The organism is Mesorhizobium sp. M0954 (assembly GCF_040319155.1).
Classification (GTDB): domain Bacteria; phylum Pseudomonadota; class Alphaproteobacteria; order Rhizobiales; family Rhizobiaceae; genus Mesorhizobium.
In genome coordinates, this window is the sequence record NZ_JAMYNR010000013.1 from 123957 (window position 1) to 143196 (window position 19240).

The following is a 19240-nucleotide window of genomic DNA, read 5'->3' on the forward strand; positions in this document are numbered from 1 at the left end:
GCCAAGCCTCCTCTGGTTTCACTGCGCACTCCCGGATAAGCCCTGAGTGCATGCTTTGGGCGTGCATCAGCGGACATGCACAATGGCGTCGGCTTCGACCGGAACATTGGCCGGCAAGCCGGCCATGCCGAGCGAGCAGCGGGCATGCTCGCCACGCTCGCCGAAAACATGGAGCAGAAATTCGGATGCTCCGTTGCCGACCTCCGAATAGGCCGCAAAGCCGGCCGCCGCGTTCACATAGACGGTCAGCTTGGCGAATCTCACGACGCGGTCGAGATTGCCGTCCAATTCCTTGTCCAGCCAATAGACGATGTTGGCCGCGCAGAGCCGGGCGGCGTTCCGCGCCGCGGCCAGATCGATCTCTGCGCCGACCTGGCCGATCGCAGCGATCTCCTGCCCGATCTCGGGGATCTGACCGGAGACATAGACGATGTCTGCGACCCGAACCGTCGGCGAGAACGGCAAAGCGGGCCGATCGAGCGACGGCCAGGCGACACCGAACTCCTCAAATCTTCGTCTGTAGGACAAGGTGGCTGCTCCTGTTTTCGTTGGTGCGAGCGGACCTTGAATTCAGATCGGGCTTTCGGATAGCCTGATAGTGCTGACACAGCTATCAGGAATTCTTATGACCGGAGATATCGACGTCCGGCTGCTGCGCGCCTTCGTCACCGTGGCCGATACGGGAACGGTGAGCCGAGCGGCCGATCGGCTTGCCCGCACCCAGGCGGCGGTGAGCATGCAGCTTCAGCGCCTCGAAGGTGAAGTCGGCGCCGAGCTGCTGCGCCGCTCGCCGCGCGGCGTGACGCTGACCGAGGCCGGCGAGATCCTGCTCGCCTTCGCCCGCAAGGCCATCGCGATCGGTGACGATGCCAGGCGCGAGATAGAAGGCCGCAGGCTGGTCGGCCGTGTCCGGCTGGGCATCGTCGAGGATTTGGCGATAACGCGGCTGCCGTTGATCATCGCCGAATTCCGCCGCCGGCATCCTTCCGTGGAGATCGAGCTGACGTCGGCCAGCAGCAGCGATCTCAGCAAGTCGCTGGGCGAAGGAAGATGCGACATCGTCATGGCCGATCCGGCGCGCTTCACAATGGCGCCGCGAGGCCATGTGTCACGACAGCTGGTCTGGGCGGCAAGCCGCATGATCGAGATCGATGACGAGGTCGAGCTTCCGCTGATCATCTTCGAAGGCGCCTGCTCCTGGCAGGACAGAATGCTGGCCTCGCTCGCGGAGGCCGGAATCGGCTGGAAGATCGGCTGCCGCGTGTCGACTTTCGCGACGCTGATCTCGGCGCTGAGGGCCGGGCTTGGCATCGGCCTTCTGCTGCAAGAAGGACTGCCGCCCGACTGCCAAAGCCTCAACGGACGCTTCAACCTGCCGCCGGCGCCGATGGCGGATTTCGGCGTCTACCTCGCGAGGGACCCGTCGCGGCTGGTCGAGGAGTGTGGCGATTTCCTGCGAGCGGGATTCGAAGCGTAGCGAAATATCTGACGCCGTTCACCGTTCCTGGTCGGTCGGGCGGATGACGATCTCGTTGACGTTGACATGTGCCGGCTGGCTCACGGCGTAGAGAATGGCCGCGGCGATGTCCTCGGCGGTCAGCGCCTCCATGGCGGCGAGCCGCTGGTCGAGCCCGGCCTTCGCCGCCGGGTTGGTGACATGGTCGCCGAGTTCGGTGCGCACAAGGCCAGGCTCGATGACGGTGACGCGAACCTTATCGGCATAGACTTCGCGGCGCAGCGATTCGGAAAAGCCAACGACGCCGAACTTGGTTGCGGCATAGCCGCTGGCGCCGGGATTGGCGACGCGGCCGGCGATCGACGAGACATTGACGATGTGACCCTTGGCGGCCCTGAGATGCGGCAGCGCCGCCTTGGTGACGCCCATCAGCGCCAGCAGGTTGAGCTCGATCATGCGGCGCCAGTCGTCGAGTTCGGCATCGGCGGCCGGCGACAGAAGCATGACACCTGCATTGTTAACGAGGATGTCGAGGCGGCCCCATTCGGTGACAACCTTGTCGACCATGGCGGTGACATCGTCGTTGCTGGTGACGTCGGCCTCGATGCGGAGCGCCGTGCCGCCGGCCTTTTCGATACGTGCGGCCAGCGCTTCGAGACGATCGGCGCGGCGTGCGGCAATCGCCACCTTGGCCCCGGCGGCTGCGAGCGCCACAGCCGTTGCCTCGCCGATGCCCGAGGAGGCGCCGGTGACGAGTGCGACCTTGCCGGCCAGTGCGGAAGAAACAGAAGTCATTGTGAAGTCTCCAAGGCCCCTGCCCGATCTTCAGATAGGCCGCGGGCCGCGAAGTGGAAGACCAGCTTGCCGGTTGCTCGGCTCTATTCGTCTGGGCCGGGCTCCGGCCAAGGCTCTTTCGCCGCCTCGGCATACCAGTGGCGCATCGCCGGCATCGAAAGCACGGCGTCGACATAGGCGCGGGTATCGGTTGCCAGCGTGCCGCCATAGGTGTCGAAGCGGGTGACGACCGGCGCATACATGGCGTCGGCCGCGGTGAAATGGCCAAACAGAAACGGCCCGCCTTTGCCGTATTTTTCGCGGCATTCGCGCCATAGCCCTTCGATGCGCGCCCGTTGCGCCTCACCTTCGGCGTCGAGCGGCTTGTGGCCTTTCGGCCGGCGCAAATTCATCGGCCAGCCATAGCGGACCTCGCGAAAGCCGGAATGCATCTCTGTCGCCGCCGAGCGGGCCAGCGCACGGGCGCCGATATCGGCCGGCCAGAGCTTTTTCCCGGGAAACAGCTCGGCGAGATATTCAAGGATGGCAAGGGTTTCCCAGACGATCCGGACCTCGCCATTCGGCAGCCGATGGTTCAGCACCGGCACCTGGCCGGTCGGCGATATCCTGGCCAGATTGGCCGCGGTCTCGGGCGTGCGCAGGCGCACAAGACCTTCCTCGAACGGGATCTCCAGATACTTCATCGCCAGCCACGGCCGCAGTGACCACGATGAAAAACACTTGTTGCCGATGAAGAGCGTGAATTCAGCCATTGTCCCTCCGGCCCTGTCTATTCGGGCGTTCTGGTGCACCCTATTCTGTCGGCTTCGCGGCCGGAAGCTATCCCAATCGACGGGCAGAACCCGGAACCTAAGCGATCCGCGACCGTTCTCCAGGCGAACGGTCCAGGAGATGCGAGATGGTGAACAAGGATCAGGTTGCCGGCGTTGCCAAGCAAGCCAAGGGCTCGGTCAAGCAGACCGCCGGCAAGGCCACCGGCAACAGGCGCACCGAGGCCGAAGGCGACGTCGACAAGGCGACCGGCAAGATGCAGAAGGCTTACGGCGACGTGAAGGACAAGGTGAAGAAGGCGCTTTGAGGGTGGCCCTTCGCAAACCAGGAAAAGGCGGCTCGGCCGCCTTTTTTGCGTCCTCTCCTGCCCGTCAGAAAGTCAGGCTTTTGCTGTATGCATTGGTGAAGGTGACCTCGCCATGATCTCCTGCGGCTTCGCCCAGCACCACATCCATGCTGTTTCCGGTCACCCGCGCCAAGGCAAAGCCGCCCATGAAGGCGGCCTTCGGCTTGAACAAATCGAGCCCGTCACGGTGGTAGATCATCGGCGTCGCGTGCTGGTGACCATGGAAGATGCCGACGACGTTGTAACCCTTCAGCACAGCCAGCAGCGCCTGCCTGTCAGCTTCGCTCCACCAGTGCGGCGGACCCTTGCCGCCTTCGTCGAAGGTCTTCTCGGCTGCGTCCCATCTTTCGATCGAAAAAGTATCCCAACCATAATGCTGGAACAGGATGACCGGGCGGCCGTCGCCGGCATAGGTTGCCAGGTCCTGCTTCAGCCATGGCAGGCTGCTGACGGCACCATGGCCGGTATCGCCGGCGAAACGGTGCGTCTGGACAAGATGCAGGCCGCCCCAATCCCATGAATAGCAATCGGTCCCGACATCATAGTCGGTCGCCGGCGCAGGCGGCTTGAAGAACACGCCGGGGCGGTGGTTGACCTCGACGTAGTCGCGCATTTCGCGGCGGTACCAGTCGACATGCGAGCGCGGGCCGTTCTGGTCGAGGTCGTGGTTGCCGAGGCCGACATAGACCGGCATGTGCACGCGGTCGGGGCCGACGCCTTGCTGGTAGCGCTGGCTGAACTGAAGCAGTTGCGTGCCCTCGCTGGGCTGGGTGATCTGGCCGCCGCCATCATCGGTGATGTCGCCGCCAACGACGAGGCCGAGCGGCGTGCCGATTTTGCCCGTCGAGCGCAGGGCGGTGGCAACACCATCGATTTCAGCCGGCCATTGCCTGTCGCCGACGCCGTTGAGTGCGGCGACGTTGCGCAGCAAGGCAGCGTCTGTCTTGCCCTCCTGCTCGCAGTGCGGGCTCAATCCGTTCGCCGTGCGGCAGGCATGGACATCGGCGATAAACAAGAAGGTGGCGTCGATCGGCGGGATGCGCTGGCCGGTCTGGCCGAAGGCCGGGTGCGAAACGGCGCCGGCCGCGGCAAGGCCCGCTGCCTGCATCAGGAACCTGCGCCGGGAAACCGGCCGGGCGGGAATGCGATGCATCATGCGCTAAAATTCAGCACGACGGGGACCGGCAGTCCAGTTGCTCGTAAAGTATGTCGACACGTTCTCCCAGGTCTGGCATTGCTTTCGGCATTCAACTTGCGCGGGCAAAGGAGGACGCCATGAAAGCTACATCCATCGGCATGACAATGGCGATTCTGGCGGTGACGAGCGCAGCGCATGGCGCCGGGTGCATCGACGCCAAATCGGCCAAGGCCGGCTTCATTCTCGAAAGGCCCGGCATCCACAGCGAATTTCGCCCGGCGGCGGGCGGAATGGTGGCGGTTGCCAACAAATACCAGTCGCAATCGCCGCAGTCGCAGTACCTGTTCGGCGGGCTGATCGAGGTGTTTCGCGACAGCAGCACGGGGCAGCTGGCGATGATCCCGTTTTCCGATCTCAGGAAGGTGTTCCCGCTGAAGGCGGGTGCCAAGAGCAAGATCGTGTTTGCCCGTCTTGCACCGAACAAGCCGCCGAAGGGCACCGAGACGCTGGAGATCAACGTCAAGGGCAAGGAGACGTTCAGCCTGGGTGATTGCAAATACTCCGTACTCGCGGTCAAGCAGACGATCAGGAGCGAGGCCGGCGAGACGCGGGACGAGTTCACCGCGCTTTACGCACCCGACCTGCAGGCAGTTGTGGCCAGGCGCTATGACGAGGGCACTAGCGCCGAAAGCGTGGTCGGCTACGAGCTGATCAAGCCGCTGCCGAATTAAGAGCTCGGCCTCCCGCCTCGGTCGCGATATGAGCGACTGCGGCCTCTGTCCTGCCAGCGTTAAAGCGCCCTGTGCAGTATCCTGCGACGTCGCCTCGTGACTCCCTGTTCCAATGCCATCAGGCAATCGCGCAGCACGCTTGCGTCCTGCGCGGTCTTGGCCATCGACATGGCGCCGGAATAGGTGGCGACAGCCAGCGACGCGAAGCGCTGCGGATCGATGCCCTGCTCCCGGCCCGCCTGCTGGTCGGCCCTGACCTTGTCGGCGATCGCCTGACGCCAGGTAGAAAAAATGCTGGCAAGGGCAATGCGGAAATCCGGATCGGCAAGCGACAGTTCATGCGCCAGGTTGTTGAGCGGGCAGCCGCGCACGAATCCCTGCCGCTCCAGCTCCGCCGCGATGGCCGCGAACACGGAGCGCACGCCCTCGCGCGCTGAGGGAGCCATCCGCACCGGCGCGATCCATGTCTCTTCTACGGCGGCGGCGACCCGCTCCTCGATCACTGCGAGCGCCAGCGCCTTCTTGGTTGGGAAATGGTGGTGCAGCGCGCCGCCGGTGACGCCCGCCGTCGCCATCAGGTCGCCCATGCTGGACGCATGATAGCCGCGTGCCTGAAACGCCTCCTCGGCGACATCGAGCACCTTTTTGCGCATGCCTTCGGGGTCGTTGGTGCGTTTTTGAGCACGCGAACTTGGGCGAGCGGATATCTCTGCTGACATCTTCACACGATAGCAGATTGACAAAACAGGACAACCGGTCTGTTTTGTAAAACAGCCGGTAGGGTTTGCTTGGGGTGACGCCGCCAACGCCCAGTGATCGATTCGGACGAGGCGCTACTTCTACTCTTTCATGAACCAATCAATATCCAGCGTGCCTCTTCGCCACTCCGTTGCGGTCACATCGGCACTTAAACTAACCACCGACGATTTCGCGTCTCTTGCGAGGCTCTTCAAATCGGCAAGAGCCATTTTTTCTTCGAGTGGCAAAAGGTGCCCGGCACTCCAGAACCTGACATTTTCGTCTGTATGCCTCAGGGTTCCCAACAGAAAAGATCGGCCACGATCAGGTCGGTTCCTGATCTCTCTTATTGCGCGGATTAAGCGGTCGTGAGCCGCATTCGATCCTTTGACATCCCCCATTTCAAGTAGTTGACGGTGCAATATGGCAGCCTCAACGTATTCTCTTTCGGGGTCCCTTGGCGCTTCTGGCTGCTTCACATCGAGCACTTTCTTGCGCATGCCTTCGGGGTGGTTGGTGCGTTTTTGAGGCCGCGACCTTGGGCGAGCGGATATCTCTGCTGACATCTTCACACGATAGCAGATTGACAAAACAGGACAACCGGTCTGTTTTGTAAAACAGGATGACTGTCCTGTTTTGGAGATCGCGCAATGAACCCGCCTTTGAACGCCCTACCTAATCCCGATCTGCTCGCCTCGCCCGTCGTCGAACTCAGGCAATACACGTTGAAACCCGGCCGGCGCGAGACGCTGATCGGCATCTTCGACAATCACCTGATCGAGGGCCAGGAAACCGCGGGGATGACCATCATCGGCCAGTTCCGCGATCTCGACCGGCCGGATATGTTCGTCTGGCTGCGCGGCTTCGACGGTATGGAAGCGCGGAAAAACGCTCTGACCGCCTTCTACGACGGGCCGGTCTGGGCTGCCTGGCGCGACGCCGCCAACGCCACGATGATCTCATCCGACGACGTGCTGCTGCTGAAGCCGGCCTGGCCGGGCGCGAACCTAGACCTCTCGGGATCGGAACGATTACCCCAGGCGGACCTCGAAAAACCGAGCGCAAGCAGCGATTTGCAGGCAATTGTTGTCATCAGGATTCATCATTTGCAACCGGGCCTGGAAGCCCGTTTCGCCAATGACTTCCAGACCGCGGCCCTTCCGGTGCTCGCCGCATTTGGCGCGTCGCCGCTCGCCGCCTTCGTTACCGAGCATGCCGAAAACAGCTTTCCGCGGTTGCCGGTGCGGGCCAGCGAAAACGTCTTCATCAGCATCACCGGTTTCGACAGCACCGAAGCGCATGCCCGCCATGAGGCAGCCTTGGCTGCCTTCCCGAGATGGCAGGAATTGGAGCAGGCCGCGCAGTGGGAATTCGCCAGGCCCGTGGAGGTTCTGCGCCTGGCGCCGACGGCGCGGTCGCTGCTCGGACAGCCAACGCCGGCGTGACCAATGCCGTTGAAAGCCACCTATGTGCACTGAACCCCCCTGTCTGGTTCACACCTGAAAATGCCTGGCATGGATCACCTGGTAACGCGTGGTCCATGCGGTTGCCTGCTCCAGGTCAAGGCAAACGCGCAGCAGCCGGTGATCCTCGTTCTTGCGGCCAATGAGCTGGATGCCAATCGGCAGGCCGTCTTTCGACTGGAAAAGCGGCAGGCTGGCGGCCGGTTGGCCGGTGACGTTGAAGATTTCTGTGAAAGGCGCAAAGCCGTAGGCTCGCCTCGCCCAAGCCTCGTAATCAAAGACAGCACCATCGCCATGGATGGCGCCAAGCCGGGGCGTAAGCTCGGCCGTCGTCGGTGTCATGATCAGGTCGAACCCATCGAACGCCATCGCCATCGCCAGCGAAGCGCTGTGCACATGGTCCTGCGCCCTGAAATAATCGGCGGCCGAGGATCGCCGAAAACAGTCGAGCGCGTGACGAGTCAGGCTTTCGATTTCGCCGGCCCCCGGCATCCGCCCGATCTCGTCGGCGCGATCGTCAACCAGCCGCGCGACTTCCGACATCCAGAAGATGCTCCAGTCCGCTTCGGCGCTGGCTTCCCGCGGGAAACGCGCCTCTGTGACCTCGTGCCCCCTGTCCTCGAGGAGGATCATGGCTTCCTGAAATTTTGCCCCGATCTCGGACGCGACGGGCGTGCCGTCCGGCCGGTGCGCCAGGCACGCGACGCGCAGACGCGCACCGGGCGAAGACAGCCAGTCCAGGTAGGACGGCACCGATTTGGACACGGAGTAAGGCGCTCCTTGTTCTGGACCGGCAGTCATGTCCAGCATGGCGGCGCTGTCGCGAACGGTGCGGGACAGGACGTTCTCGGCGTAGAGCCCGGCGCCGACCTGACCTCGACCAGGCCCGACAGGCGTGAGCCCACGCGACGGCTTCATGCCGAACACGCCGCAACAGGCAGCCGGCACCCGGATCGATCCGCCGATATCGGAACCGTGGGCGACCGGCACCATGCCGCTCGCCACCGCGGCAGCAGCTCCGCCGCTTGAGCCGCCCGCCGTCAGCGAAGGATTCCAGGGGTTCGAGGTGGGGCCGCGAAAGCTGGGTTCGGTGACGAAGTCGTTGGCAAATTCAGGCGTGTTTGTCTTGCCCAGCAAGATCAGACCGGCGGCCCGCCAGCGCCGGACGATCTCGCTGTCGGGCTTCGGCGCGGCATCCTTGAAGTAGAGCGACGAGTGCGTCGTCGGCCACTCCCGTACATTGACGCCGGTGTCCTTGACCAGAAAAGGAATGCCGGCGAGTGCCGCCTGCCGGTTGCAGCTTGCCGCAACGGAAAGCGCCCGGTCCGCATCGATCAGCGTCACGGCATTGAGGGCGGGATTGATGCTTTCGATCGCTTCGATAGCCGCCTCGACGACCTCGACGGCCGACAATTCGCCCGGGCGAACATGCCCGGCCAGGGCGACGGCGTCCAACGCCACGTATTCGGAAAGATCCATGACTGCTCTCAGCCCGGACTACCGGTCGCTTCGGCTGTCGGCTGGGGTCCAGCTTTGGTACCGAGCTTGAAATACCGGCCGATGGCTGCCGCGACCAATGCCGGATCCTCCCAGTGCGGGTTGTGTCCGCATCGCACCGCGCTCACGAAAGCGGCGCTAGGGATTTCTTCGAGGAGCCGCCGTTGGTGCGTTTCGTCGAAGAGCAGGTCGTGCGCGCCAGCAATGACAAGCGCCGGCAGGCGCAGCATGCGCGCCTTGTCGGTCAGATCGATGCGCCGAACCTGCTCCAGGATTGCGCGCCAGAGTGCCGCCGGCATGGCTGACGCCTCCTCCGCAGTCATGGTCAGGAATTCCGCTGGAACCTCGGCCTCGCAGGCATGCCAATAGTCATAGAACGGATCGGCCGGCGATATCGGGTCTCGAAGCGCCCGCACACCAATGGTCATCGGGTGATCCTCACCGATCTGCGGCCGTAGCGTTCCGGCCATCAGCACCAGGCCGCCGATCATCTCGGCGTAGCGTGCGGCTGCCTCGATCGCCACCATACTGCCCAGGGAATGCCCGACCAGAACCGGCCGCTCGAGCCGCAATCGCTCGATCAAACTCGCCACATCTTCCGCGAAATCCGCTGGGGCGAAGCCGCGTGTCCCGGCCGGCGAGGCGCCATGCCCGCGCAGGTCTGGAATGACAAGCCGGCGCCCGGCGAGATGCGGCGCCAGCAAGGAGAAGCTGCGGCTCGTGTCGGAGAAGCCGTGCACCAGCACCAGCGCGGGCTCCTGCCCGGCGATTTCGACGAAGGCCGTTTCAGTGCAGCCGGCACCGACCTTGCGCTTGCGGCCGCTCCAGCCCGCCTGATCGGCCGATATCACAGGCCGAGCTGCTGCTTGACTGCATCGAGCGCGGGCTTGCCATCGAATGTGGTGACACCGGCAAGCCAGGCGCCGAGCCTATCCGGATTCTCTTTGAGGGCCTTCAGGCCGGCTTCCTCCGGCTTCATACCGTCATTGATGAGATAGCCCATGCCGAGATTTTCGAAATCGATATCGAAGGCGAGGTTCTTCAGCAACTGCCCGACATTCGGGCATTGCTGCAGATAGCCCTTGCGCACCTGCGTCGTCACCGTCGCGGCGCCGAAGTTCGGGCCGTAGAACTTGTCGCCGCCGCTCAGATATTTGAAGTCGTACATCGTGTTCATTGGATGCGGCGCCCAGCCCTGGAAGACGATGAAGCGCTTTTCCTTGATCTCGTAGCCGACCTCGGAAAGCATGCCGGCTTCACTCGATTCGACGACCTGCCAGCCATCGAGGCCGAGCGACTTATCGGCGATGGCGTCCATCATCAGCTGGTTCGAGCCCGGCTCGATGCCGTACATCTTCCTGCCGAATTTGTCGGCGAACTTTTGCAGGTCGGCAAAATCCTTGACGCCGGCCTCCCAAACGTAAATCGGCACGGCAAAGGTGTATTTGGCGCCGACGAGATTGACGCGCACATCGTCTACCGAGCCGTCCTTCTTATAGGGCTCGTAGTAGGTGATCATCGCCGGATCCCAATAGCCAAGGAACACGTCCAAGTCATTGTTCTTCAATGATTCATAGATGACGTTGATGCCCAGAAGCGAGCTTGCCGGCTTGTAGCCGAGCGCATCGAGCAGGACGCTGGTGACGCCGGTGGTGAAGGCAAGGTCGTTCCATACAGGCTCGGCCATGCGCACGACCTCGCATTGCTCAGGTTCAGCCGCAAAGGCCGGCCGGATCGCCAGCAGGACGCAGAGCGAAGCGCCTATTCCAAGGCTACGAAGCATTTCGGTTCTCCTCATTTCACCAACGACGTTGACCATTCGGTTTTTAAATTGTCCCAACGGTCAATCATTGATCTCGGCGGACAAAAATGTCAACGTCGGTTTTCGATGCATGGATCCTGGCCCGTGAAACTCAAGCGTCTCAGCGACATACGCCGCAAGGAGCTGCGGCAAGCCGCCTTTGCCGTGCTTCAGCGCGAAGGCATAGCTGGCGCGACCATAGAAAAAGTGGCGGCACAGGCCGGTGCGTCGAAGGGCATCGTGCTGCACTATTTCAACAGCAAGCGGGAGCTGTTCGAGCATGCCATGCGCGAATCGAACCTGGTGCTGCGGCATGCGGTGGTCGAGCGGCTGAGACAGGCGCGCACGCCAATGCAACGGATAGAGGCCATCATCGAAGGCAATTTCGAGCCGCATCTCTTCCAGCCGTCCCTCTGCCACGCTTGGCTTTCGCTTTGCGCGGAGGTGCCGCGCGACGAAAAGCTTGCCCGCATCCAGAAGGTGATCCATGCGCGCATGCGCTCCAACCTGCTATCTGGCCTGCGCGGTCTGGCGCCGGCACGCGATGCTGACGAGATCGCTTTCGGCGTCACCGCCCTGATCGACGGGCTGTGGTTGCGGCTTGGCCTGCAGCCAGGCAGCGTCACGCGTGAACAGGCCATTCATCAGGTCAAGGATTTCGTCGCTACGCGGCTGGCTGTTCGGCGCGGTGCAGCCGCTGCCGAATAGACAGGCGCATCAGCCGAAAGTTCATATTGTAGGATAGGCCGGCGGCTTGACCACAATTGGCAACGGCGCTGTTCTGCTTATCAGACAAGACGGCAATGCGCGGGAGTGTTGGATGAGACTAGGCGGCAAACGGGCACTGGTCACCGGCGGCTCGGACGGGATCGGGCTGGCAATCGCCGAGGCTTTCTTGCGCGAAGGCGCGGACGTGCTGATCGTCGGCCGCGACGGCAAAAAACTCGACGCCGCCCGCAAGCAGCTCGGGGATAATGTCGACACGCTGTCGGCCGACCTGTCGGCCAGCGCCGGCATCGATGCCGTGGTCGAGCATGCCAGGCGCGGCCCACCTGTCGATATCCTCGTCAACAATGCCGGCGTAGCGTTCCTTGTGCCGTTCGAGACCGTCAGCGAGGACCAGTTCCAGCAGTCATTCGCGCTCAACGTCACGGCGGTATTCTTTCTCACCCAACGGCTGTTGCCGCATCTCGCGCCGGGTGCGGCTTCGGTGATCAACATCTCGTCCTATTTCGCGCACAAGATGATCCCGAAGCGGCCGTCCAGCCTCTATTCGCTGTCGAAGGGCGCGCTCAATTCGCTGACCAAGTCGCTCGCCTTCGAGCTCGGGCCGCGCGGCATAAGGGTCAACGCGATCGCGCCCGGCACGGTCGACACAGCGATGCGGCGCAGGTCGATCGAAAACCTGCCTGAGGCCGCGCAAGCCGAGCTCAAGGCCTATGTCGAGCGCAGCTATCCGCTCGGCCGCATCGGCCGGACCAGCGACCTTGCCGGCATCGCGGTCTATCTCGCCAGCGACGAAGCGGCATGGACCAGCGGCGGAATCTTCGCCGTGGATGGAGGATACACGGCGGGGTAAGGTTGTTGCGATCTCCCCCCTCGAGGGGGAGATGGCCGGCAGGCCAGAGGGGGTCGTCTCGCGTGGAACACCAGCCTGTTCCGTCCGCTATGGGAGTTGCGTCAAGACCTACCGCCCCCCCTCTGTCGCCTTCGGCGACATCTCCCCCTCAAGTGGGGAGATTGCCAGCACCTTCAACCGATTTGCATTCCCGTCACCCGCAATCTCCGCTTGAAGGCATTTGTGCAACGCGATACGCCGTTTGCAAATTGCAAACCGGAGAGACTTCGTGAGCGCGCCAGAGACCAGAACCGAAACCGACACGTTCGGTCCCATCGAGGTCGCCGCCGACCGCTATTGGGGCGCGCAGGCGCAGCGTTCGCTGGCCAATTTCAAGATCGGCTGGGAGAAACAGCCGGCCTCGATCGTGCGGGCGCTGGGCATCGTCAAGCGGGCGGCAGCGGAGGCCAATATGGAGCTGAAGCGGCTCGATCCGGCGATCGGCAAGGCCATTATCGAGGCCTCGCAGGAGGTCATCGACGGCAAGCTGAACGAGCATTTCCCGCTGGTCGTCTGGCAGACCGGCTCAGGCACCCAGTCCAACATGAACGCCAATGAGGTGATTTCCAACCGGGCGATCGAGCTTTTGGGCGGCGTCATGGGATCGAAGAAGCCGGTGCATCCCAACGACCACGTCAACATGAGCCAGTCGTCGAACGACACCTATCCGACGGCCATGCACATCGCCTGCGCCGAGCGCATCACTCACGACCTGCTGCCGGCGCTAAGACATTTGCATAAGGCACTCGAGGCCAAGACCAGGGCTTTCGCCCACATCGTCAAGATCGGCCGCACCCACACCCAGGACGCGACGCCGCTGACGCTTGGCCAGGAATTCTCCGGCTACGCGGCGCAGGTCGCCTCGTCGGTCAAGCGCATCGAAATGACCCTGCCCGGCCTGCAGGAGCTGGCGCAGGGCGGCACCGCGGTCGGCACCGGCCTCAATGCGCCGGTCGGTTTTGCCGAAAAGGTGGCGGCGCGCATCGCCGCGATCACCGGCATCGATTTCGTCACCGCGCCGAACAAGTTCGAGGCGCTGGCCGCGCATGATTCCATGGTCTTCTCGCACGGCGCCATCAATGCCTGCGCGGCGGCGCTGTTCAAGATCGCCAACGACATCCGCCTGCTCGGCTCCGGCCCGCGTTCGGGCCTCGGCGAATTGTCGCTGCCGGAAAACGAACCGGGCTCCTCGATCATGCCGGGCAAGGTCAATCCGACCCAATGCGAGGCGATGACGCAGGTTTGCGTGCAGGTGTTCGGCAACAATGCGGCGATCAGCTTCGCCGGCAGCCAGGGCCATTTCGAGCTCAACGTATACAATCCGCTGATGGCCTATTGTTTCCTGCAATCGGTACAGCTGCTGGCCGACGCTTCCGTGTCGTTCACCGACAATTGCGTCGTCGGCATCGAGGCCCGCGAAGACAACATCAAGGCAGCACTCGACCGTTCGCTGATGCTGGTGACGGCGCTTGCGCCGACGATCGGCTACGACAACGCCGCCAAGATCGCCAAGGCGGCGCACAAGAACGGCACCACGCTGCGCCAGGAAGCGCTGGCCACCGGGCTGGTCAGCGAAGCCGATTATGAGCGGCTGGTGCGGCCGGAGGACATGACGCATCCAGGCTAGGGCGTTGATATGCCTGGATCTCAACACCCATGTTGATCGCGAAAACGTTACCTTGGTGAACAATCCGTAACCAATCTGGCATCTTTGGTGAACAGTCGGCCTGCGCTAACTAGACGGGTATCCCAAGCCGTTTGGCCAAATCCTTCTGGAGAGTTACGCATGTCCACCAACACGTCCGCCAATACTTCGTTTGCCGGTTCCGGCACCGCCGCCGGCGCCTCGGGCACGATCCTGCTCGGCCGCATCCTGCTTTCGGTCATCTTCCTGCTTTCGGGTTTCGGCAAGCTGACGGCGATTGCCGGCACCGCCGGCTATTTCGGCAGCCTTGGCCTGCCGCTGCCGATGGTGACCGCCATTGTCGTCGGCCTTATCGAACTGCTTGGCGGCCTGGCCATCCTCGTCGGCTTCCAGACCCGGATCGTCGGCTGGGTAATGGCGATTTTCACCGTCGCCACCGCCCTGGTCGCCCACACCGGCTGGGCCGATCAGATGCAGATGATCAATTTCATGAAGAACCTCGGCATTGCCGGCGGCTTCCTCGTGCTCGCCTCCTCGGGCCCAGGCGCGTATTCGATCGACGCCAAGCGCGGCTGAAGCAGTCCAGCATTTCCTGAACAAAAGGGGCGCGGAATTTTCCGCGCCCCTTTTTCGTTGTCGTTTGTGCCTGTCGGTCCGCTGACCGGAATTCTGCTAGGATCGGGCTCTTGGCCACCCGGCCGACAACGGAGGTTACCATGCCCCGCAATGCGCTGCTTTTGCTTTCCCGACTGCTGTTCGCCGCACTGTTCGTGCCGTCCGGCTTCCACGCGCTGACCGACATTGCCGGCACGACCGGCTATTTCGCCGGCCTTGGCCTGCCGCTGCCGACGCTGGCTGCCTGGGGCACCGGGCTGTTCGAACTGATCGCCGGGCTGCTCATCCTCGTCGGCTTCAAGACGCCGATCGTGGCGCTGCTGCTCGCCGCCTTTTGCGTCGCGACAGCGTTCATCGGCCACTATGGCCAGGGCGGCGGCGATCCGACGCTGACCTTCATGCATTCGCAGATGCTGATGAAGGACATCGCGATATCAGGCGGTTTTCTGGCGCTGGCGATGGCTGGCGCGGGTGCATGGTCGGCCGACGGCCGGATGGCTGCGGTGGGATCCAGAGGAATTGCTTCAGTCTAGATCCAGCTTTCTCGACCGTCCAATTGTCGAAGTCGGCGCTGCCCCTCATCGCCCTGCCGGGCACTTCTCCCCGTATAGTGACGGGGAGAAGGAAGCTGGCCGAGATCTCGGCACCGTTACTGCAACGCTGGAGGTGAGCGAAATCCTTTGCGAAGGTGCCCTTCTCCCCGTCACTATACGGGGAGAAGATGCCGGCAGGCAGATGAGGGGCGGCGCAGACCTGAAGCGATTGCCTGGCTGAGACACTACTTCACCGACATGCTAGGCCCGCCCTCGACCGCCAGCACCAGCCGGCGATTGGTGACCCTTGCCAGTTGTGCCAGCCGGCCGGCGGGCCGCTCGCCGTAAAGATCGGCCAGTGCTGCCGGCAGCACCAGCGCCAGCACGCCATTGCCGCGGTTTTCCCATTTCAGCCGCGGCATGACGCCGGGCATTGCCGCCGTCAGGAGATAGACGACGCGCAGCAGCGCCGCCAGCACACGGGCCCGTTCGAGATAGCGCGGTGTCGCCAGTCCGCGGATTTCCGGAGCGGCTTCATTGAACACGCCCTCGTGGCGAAACAGGCTGACAAGCGCCAGGAAGGCGCGGCCGGGATGATCGACGCCGATGAAGGAGGCGTGGGCGATGATGTTGAGCGATTGCTTGCCGCGATATTCGGGATGGGCACGCCAGCCGATATCGGCGAGCAGGCAGGCGGCGTGGCGGTAGCGCGCCTCATCCCTGGTCTCGTCGATGCCGAAGGCGGCGAACGCCTTGCCGGTCCACTCGACAAGCTCATGCGCGTGGTCGACCGAGCGCGAGCGCAGGCGGGCAAGCTCTTCCGCCGCCGAGATCAGCGGATCGGCTTTCTGCTCGGCCTTGTCGAGCAGCGAATAGAGAAAGCCCTCGCGCACGCCCAGCGCCGACACGATGATCTTCGACGGCTGCATCGCCGCCATGATCTCCTGCAGCACGATGGCGCCATAGGGCAGCAGCGACCGGCGGTTCTTGGAGATGCCCTCGATGCCTTTGATCTTGTCGATCTCGGCCTTAGCAACCTGCCGGAGGAAGTTCGCGGCGCTTTCGATGCCGATCTCGTAATGGTGCATGACGCCTAGCGGGTAGTTGGTCATTTCCATGTGTAGCCGGGCGAGATTTCGCCAGGTGCCGCCGACCGTGTAGAACGCCCTGCCCTGCCCGCCCTTCAGCAATTTCGCCCGCGCCAGTTGCTCGCGCGTGATCCTTGCCGCCTGGGTCAGGGAGTTCTTCGCCATGTCCTGCAGGCGCAAGCCGCCCAATGGCAGCGTGATGCCGTCACCGATCGTCTCACCGTCGATGTCGATCAGTTCGAGGCTGCCGCCGCCAAGGTCGCCGGCGATGCCGTTGGCCGGGTGGAAACCGGAGATGACGCCGAGCGCCGAATAATGGGCTTCCTCGCGGCCGCTCAGCACCTGGATCTCGGTCTTGAGCACATCCTCGGCGCGGTGGATGAAGTCGGGGCCGTTGACCGCCTCGCGAGCGGCGGCGGTCGCCAGCACATACATGCGCTCGGCGCCGGCCTGGTCGGAGAGCGCGCGGAAGCGGCGAAACTCTTCCATCGAGCGCGTCACCGCCTCGGGATCGAGCTTTCCGGTCGAAACGATGCCGCGGCCGAGGCCGGCCAGCATCTTTTCGTTGAACAGCAAGGTCGGCGAACGCGCCAGCCCCTCATAGATGACAAGACGGATCGAGTTCGATCCGATATCGATGATGGACAGCGGTCGGCGGTCCTGAAGCCGGCCCTGGGACGCTGAAATCATCAGCCCGTCGCTGCGTTCTGTTTCTTGCGGCGCTTGAACTGCGCGATGCGCTTGGGCGCATGCGACTTCAACGCATCGCCCCGTCCGGACAGGCTCGGATTGGTCATGAAATATTCCTGCGCGTTGAACGGTTCCTCGCCCTCCTCCAGCACAACGCGCCGGGAGGTTCCGTCAGCCAATACGTCGAAACTTTGCTGGTTGTCCATGATGTTGCCGAGCATGATCTGGCCGAGCACCTGCTCATGCACAGTTGGATTGGTGATCGGCACCATGGTCTCGACGCGGCGGTCGAGATTGCGCGGCATCAGATCGGCCGAGGAGATATAGACGATCGCCCCGTCCGAGGGCAGGCCGTGGCCGTTGCCGAAGCAATAGATGCGGCTGTGCTCGAGGAAACGGCCGACGATCGACTTCACCCTAATGTTCTCCGATAGGCCGGGCACCTGCGGTCTCAGGCAGCAGATGCCGCGCACGACGAGATCGATCTCGACGCCGGCGCGGCTGGCATCGTAGAGCGCATCGATGACGATCGGGTCGACCAAGGCGTTCATCTTCATCCAGATGCGGGCCGGCCTGCCCTCCAGCGCGTGGCTGATCTCATCCGAAATGTGCTGGAGGATGCGGTCGCGCAGCGTAAACGGCGAGATGGCCAGCCGCATCTGCTCGGCCGGCTCGGCATAGCCGGTGATGAAGTTGAACAGCTGGGCGACATCGCGCGCGATCGTCGGATCGGTGGTGAAGAAGGACAGGTCGGTGTAGATGCGTGCCGTGACCGGGTGGTAGTTGCCGGTGCCCAGATGCACGTAATTGCGCAGCCTGCCATCCTCGCGGCGCACCACCAGCGACATCTTCGCATGGGTCTTCAGTTCGAGAAAGCCGAAGACGACCTGGACGCCGGCGCGCTCGAGGTCGCGGGCCCAGCGGATGTTGGCTTCCTCGTCGAAACGCGCCTTGAGCTCGACTAGCGCCGTCACCGACTTGCCGGCCTCGGCGGCGTCGACCAAAGCGCGTACGATCGGGCTGTCGTTGGAGGTGCGATAGAGCGTCTGCTTGATCGCCACCACTTCCGGATCGGCCATTGCCTGGCGCAGGAACTGCACCACGACGTCGAAGGATTCGTAGGGGTGGTGGACGATGATGTCCTTCTCGCGGATCGCGGCAAAACAATCGCCGCCATGCTCGCGGATGCGCTCGGGGAAGCGCGGATTGTAGGGCGTGAACTTCAGATCGTCGCGGGCGACGGCGACGATCTCCGAGATCTGGCTGAGCGCCAGCGGACCGGTGAGCACGCTGATCCGGCTTGCCGAAACGCCAAGCTCGCCGGCGACGAAGTCGCGCAATTCGGGCGGCATCAGCCGGTCGAACTCGATCCGGATGACCGAGCCGCGGCGTCGCCGCTTCAGCGCCGTCTCGAACAGCCGCACCAGATCCTCTGATTCTTCCTCGACCTCGATATCGCTGTCGCGGATGATGCGGAATGTGCCGGAGCCCTTGACCTCATAGCCGGGGAACAGCTTGCCGATATAGAGACTGACCGCCTCTTCGAGTGGAATGAAGCGGACATGATGCTTGCGATCCGGCAAACGGATGAAGCGCCTCAGCGCCACCGGCAGGCGCAGAAGCGCGCTCATTTCCTCGCCGTTCTTGCGATGGCGCAATTGCAGCGCCATCGAGAAACCGAGATTGGGAATGAACGGAAACGGATGCGCCGGGTCGATCGACAGCGGCGTCAGGACCGGAAATACCTGCTCCTGGAAATGGTCCTCGAGCCAGGTCTTCTCGTCCTTGGTCAGCGCATCGCGGGTGATGCTTTCGATGCCTTGTTTGTCGAGCAGCAGCATCAGCGCCGAAAGGCTGTTCTGCTGGTCCTCCTGCAGGCGCTCGACCTCGCGCAGCAATTGTTCGAGCTGCTGCTCGGGAGTGCGCCCATCCGGGCTCTTCAGCACGATGCCTTCGCGCACCTGGCCGGCAAGACCGGCGACGCGGACCATGAAGAACTCGTCGAGGTTGGCGGCCGATATCGACAGGAAGCGAACACGCTCGAGCAGCGGATGGTTGGCGTTCAGCGACTCTTCGAGCACGCGCCGGTTGAATTGCAGCCAGGAAAACTCGCGGTTGACGAAGCGGTCGGGATTGCCGCCTTCGCGGCTCGCCGCCTCGACGGTGATGAATTCGTTCTGCACCGGCTTCAGTTCGTTCATGGTTTCCGCTCTTCCCACACCGTTCGACGACCATAGCCTTAACCGGCTTAACTTATCCTCTGACAGGCTTTTGCGACAGTTTCATTTCATCGATCTTGCAAAGAGACGGGTTAT

General features: G+C 63.2%; 20 protein-coding genes. 9 read left to right on the plus strand and 11 right to left on the minus strand.

Annotation, left to right across the window (positions count from 1 at the left end; all coding sequences use genetic code 11):
- Nucleotides 1-66: 66 nt before the first annotated feature.
- Nucleotides 67-528, minus strand: coding sequence for a RidA family protein (locus tag NKH93_RS19315; RefSeq protein ID WP_352616790.1), 462 nt, complete (start codon nucleotides 526-528; stop codon nucleotides 67-69).
- Nucleotides 529-625: 97 nt separating this feature from the next.
- Here NKH93_RS19315 and NKH93_RS19320 point away from each other — a divergent pair, with 97 nt between their 5' ends.
- A complete protein-coding gene (locus NKH93_RS19320; protein WP_352684929.1) occupies nucleotides 626-1477 on the plus strand; it encodes a LysR family transcriptional regulator in 852 nt (283 codons plus the stop codon).
- Between the two features lie 18 nt (nucleotides 1478-1495).
- Here the strand turns inward: NKH93_RS19320 and NKH93_RS19325 are convergent, their stop codons facing one another.
- Nucleotides 1496-2251 (minus strand): SDR family NAD(P)-dependent oxidoreductase, encoded by a 756-nt coding sequence (locus tag NKH93_RS19325; protein ID WP_352971433.1) that lies wholly within the window; start codon nucleotides 2249-2251, stop codon nucleotides 1496-1498.
- Between the two features lie 83 nt (nucleotides 2252-2334).
- On the minus strand, nucleotides 2335-3003 hold the full coding sequence (locus NKH93_RS19330; RefSeq protein WP_352503392.1) for a glutathione S-transferase family protein: 669 nt from the start codon (nucleotides 3001-3003) through the stop codon (nucleotides 2335-2337).
- Nucleotides 3004-3149: 146 nt separating this feature from the next.
- Between NKH93_RS19330 and NKH93_RS19335 the strand changes: the two genes are divergently transcribed.
- Nucleotides 3150-3329, plus strand: a complete 180-nt coding sequence (locus NKH93_RS19335; protein WP_254820647.1) for a CsbD family protein — start codon at nucleotides 3150-3152, stop codon at nucleotides 3327-3329.
- 64 nt (nucleotides 3330-3393) lie between these two features.
- Here NKH93_RS19335 and NKH93_RS19340 read toward each other — a convergent pair whose 3' ends face one another.
- Entirely contained in the window at nucleotides 3394-4524 is a 1131-nt protein-coding gene (locus NKH93_RS19340; RefSeq protein WP_352971436.1) for a metallophosphoesterase, read from the minus strand.
- A 119-nt stretch (nucleotides 4525-4643) separates the two neighbouring features.
- Between NKH93_RS19340 and NKH93_RS19345 the strand changes: the two genes are divergently transcribed.
- Nucleotides 4644-5237: a hypothetical protein gene (locus NKH93_RS19345; protein WP_352472655.1), complete on the plus strand. Its 594-nt coding sequence runs from the start codon at nucleotides 4644-4646 to the stop codon at nucleotides 5235-5237.
- A 59-nt stretch (nucleotides 5238-5296) separates the two neighbouring features.
- Here NKH93_RS19345 and NKH93_RS19350 read toward each other — a convergent pair whose 3' ends face one another.
- Together NKH93_RS19350 and NKH93_RS19355 are read right to left on the minus strand one after the other, a co-directional pair.
- On the minus strand, nucleotides 5297-5890 hold the full coding sequence (locus tag NKH93_RS19350; protein WP_352817502.1) for a TetR/AcrR family transcriptional regulator: 594 nt from the start codon (nucleotides 5888-5890) through the stop codon (nucleotides 5297-5299).
- Nucleotides 5891-6076: 186 nt separating this feature from the next.
- Complete coding sequence (locus NKH93_RS19355) at nucleotides 6077-6475, minus strand: hypothetical protein (protein WP_352971439.1); 399 nt, start codon at nucleotides 6473-6475, stop codon at nucleotides 6077-6079.
- A 150-nt stretch (nucleotides 6476-6625) separates the two neighbouring features.
- On the opposite strand from NKH93_RS19355, the gene NKH93_RS19360 reads away from it, so the two are divergent.
- Nucleotides 6626-7420, plus strand: a complete 795-nt coding sequence (locus NKH93_RS19360; RefSeq protein WP_352971441.1) for an NIPSNAP family protein — start codon at nucleotides 6626-6628, stop codon at nucleotides 7418-7420.
- Between the two features lie 48 nt (nucleotides 7421-7468).
- Here the strand turns inward: NKH93_RS19360 and NKH93_RS19365 are convergent, their stop codons facing one another.
- From NKH93_RS19365 to choX, 3 genes are read right to left on the minus strand one after another with little or no spacing between them, the layout of a single operon-like run.
- On the minus strand, nucleotides 7469-8917 hold the full coding sequence (locus NKH93_RS19365; RefSeq protein ID WP_352971443.1) for an amidase: 1449 nt from the start codon (nucleotides 8915-8917) through the stop codon (nucleotides 7469-7471).
- Between the two features lie 8 nt (nucleotides 8918-8925).
- Nucleotides 8926-9786, minus strand: a complete 861-nt coding sequence (locus NKH93_RS19370) for an alpha/beta fold hydrolase (RefSeq protein WP_352971445.1) — start codon at nucleotides 9784-9786, stop codon at nucleotides 8926-8928.
- Nucleotides 9783-10718 carry a choline ABC transporter substrate-binding protein gene (gene choX / locus NKH93_RS19375; RefSeq protein WP_352971447.1) on the minus strand — a complete coding sequence of 312 codons (936 nt, stop codon included), beginning with the start codon at nucleotides 10716-10718 and terminating at the stop codon, nucleotides 9783-9785. Before choX ends, NKH93_RS19370 begins: the two co-directional genes overlap by 4 nt.
- A 123-nt stretch (nucleotides 10719-10841) precedes the next feature.
- On the opposite strand from choX, the gene betI reads away from it, so the two are divergent.
- From betI to NKH93_RS19400, 5 genes are all read left to right on the plus strand, one after another.
- Entirely contained in the window at nucleotides 10842-11444 is a 603-nt protein-coding gene (betI, locus tag NKH93_RS19380; RefSeq protein ID WP_352501904.1) for a choline-binding transcriptional repressor BetI, read from the plus strand.
- Between the two features lie 112 nt (nucleotides 11445-11556).
- On the plus strand, nucleotides 11557-12315 hold the full coding sequence (locus NKH93_RS19385) for an SDR family NAD(P)-dependent oxidoreductase (protein WP_352472648.1): 759 nt from the start codon (nucleotides 11557-11559) through the stop codon (nucleotides 12313-12315).
- 268 nt (nucleotides 12316-12583) lie between these two features.
- Nucleotides 12584-13981 carry a class II fumarate hydratase gene (gene fumC / locus NKH93_RS19390; RefSeq protein ID WP_352501903.1) on the plus strand — a complete coding sequence of 466 codons (1398 nt, stop codon included), beginning with the start codon at nucleotides 12584-12586 and terminating at the stop codon, nucleotides 13979-13981.
- Between the two features lie 159 nt (nucleotides 13982-14140).
- On the plus strand, nucleotides 14141-14575 hold the full coding sequence (locus tag NKH93_RS19395; RefSeq protein ID WP_352501902.1) for a DoxX family protein: 435 nt from the start codon (nucleotides 14141-14143) through the stop codon (nucleotides 14573-14575).
- A gap of 140 nt (nucleotides 14576-14715) precedes the next feature.
- Complete coding sequence (locus NKH93_RS19400) at nucleotides 14716-15147, plus strand: DoxX family protein (RefSeq protein ID WP_352472645.1); 432 nt, start codon at nucleotides 14716-14718, stop codon at nucleotides 15145-15147.
- Nucleotides 15148-15392: 245 nt separating this feature from the next.
- Here NKH93_RS19400 and ppx read toward each other — a convergent pair whose 3' ends face one another.
- Together ppx and NKH93_RS19410 are read right to left on the minus strand one after the other, a co-directional pair.
- On the minus strand, nucleotides 15393-16925 hold the full coding sequence (gene ppx / locus NKH93_RS19405; RefSeq protein ID WP_352971450.1) for an exopolyphosphatase: 1533 nt from the start codon (nucleotides 16923-16925) through the stop codon (nucleotides 15393-15395).
- Nucleotides 16925-19126, minus strand: coding sequence for an RNA degradosome polyphosphate kinase (locus tag NKH93_RS19410; RefSeq protein WP_352472643.1), 2202 nt, complete (start codon nucleotides 19124-19126; stop codon nucleotides 16925-16927). The genes ppx and NKH93_RS19410 overlap by 1 nt, the downstream gene beginning before the upstream one ends.
- Nucleotides 19127-19240: the final 114 nt, after the last annotated feature.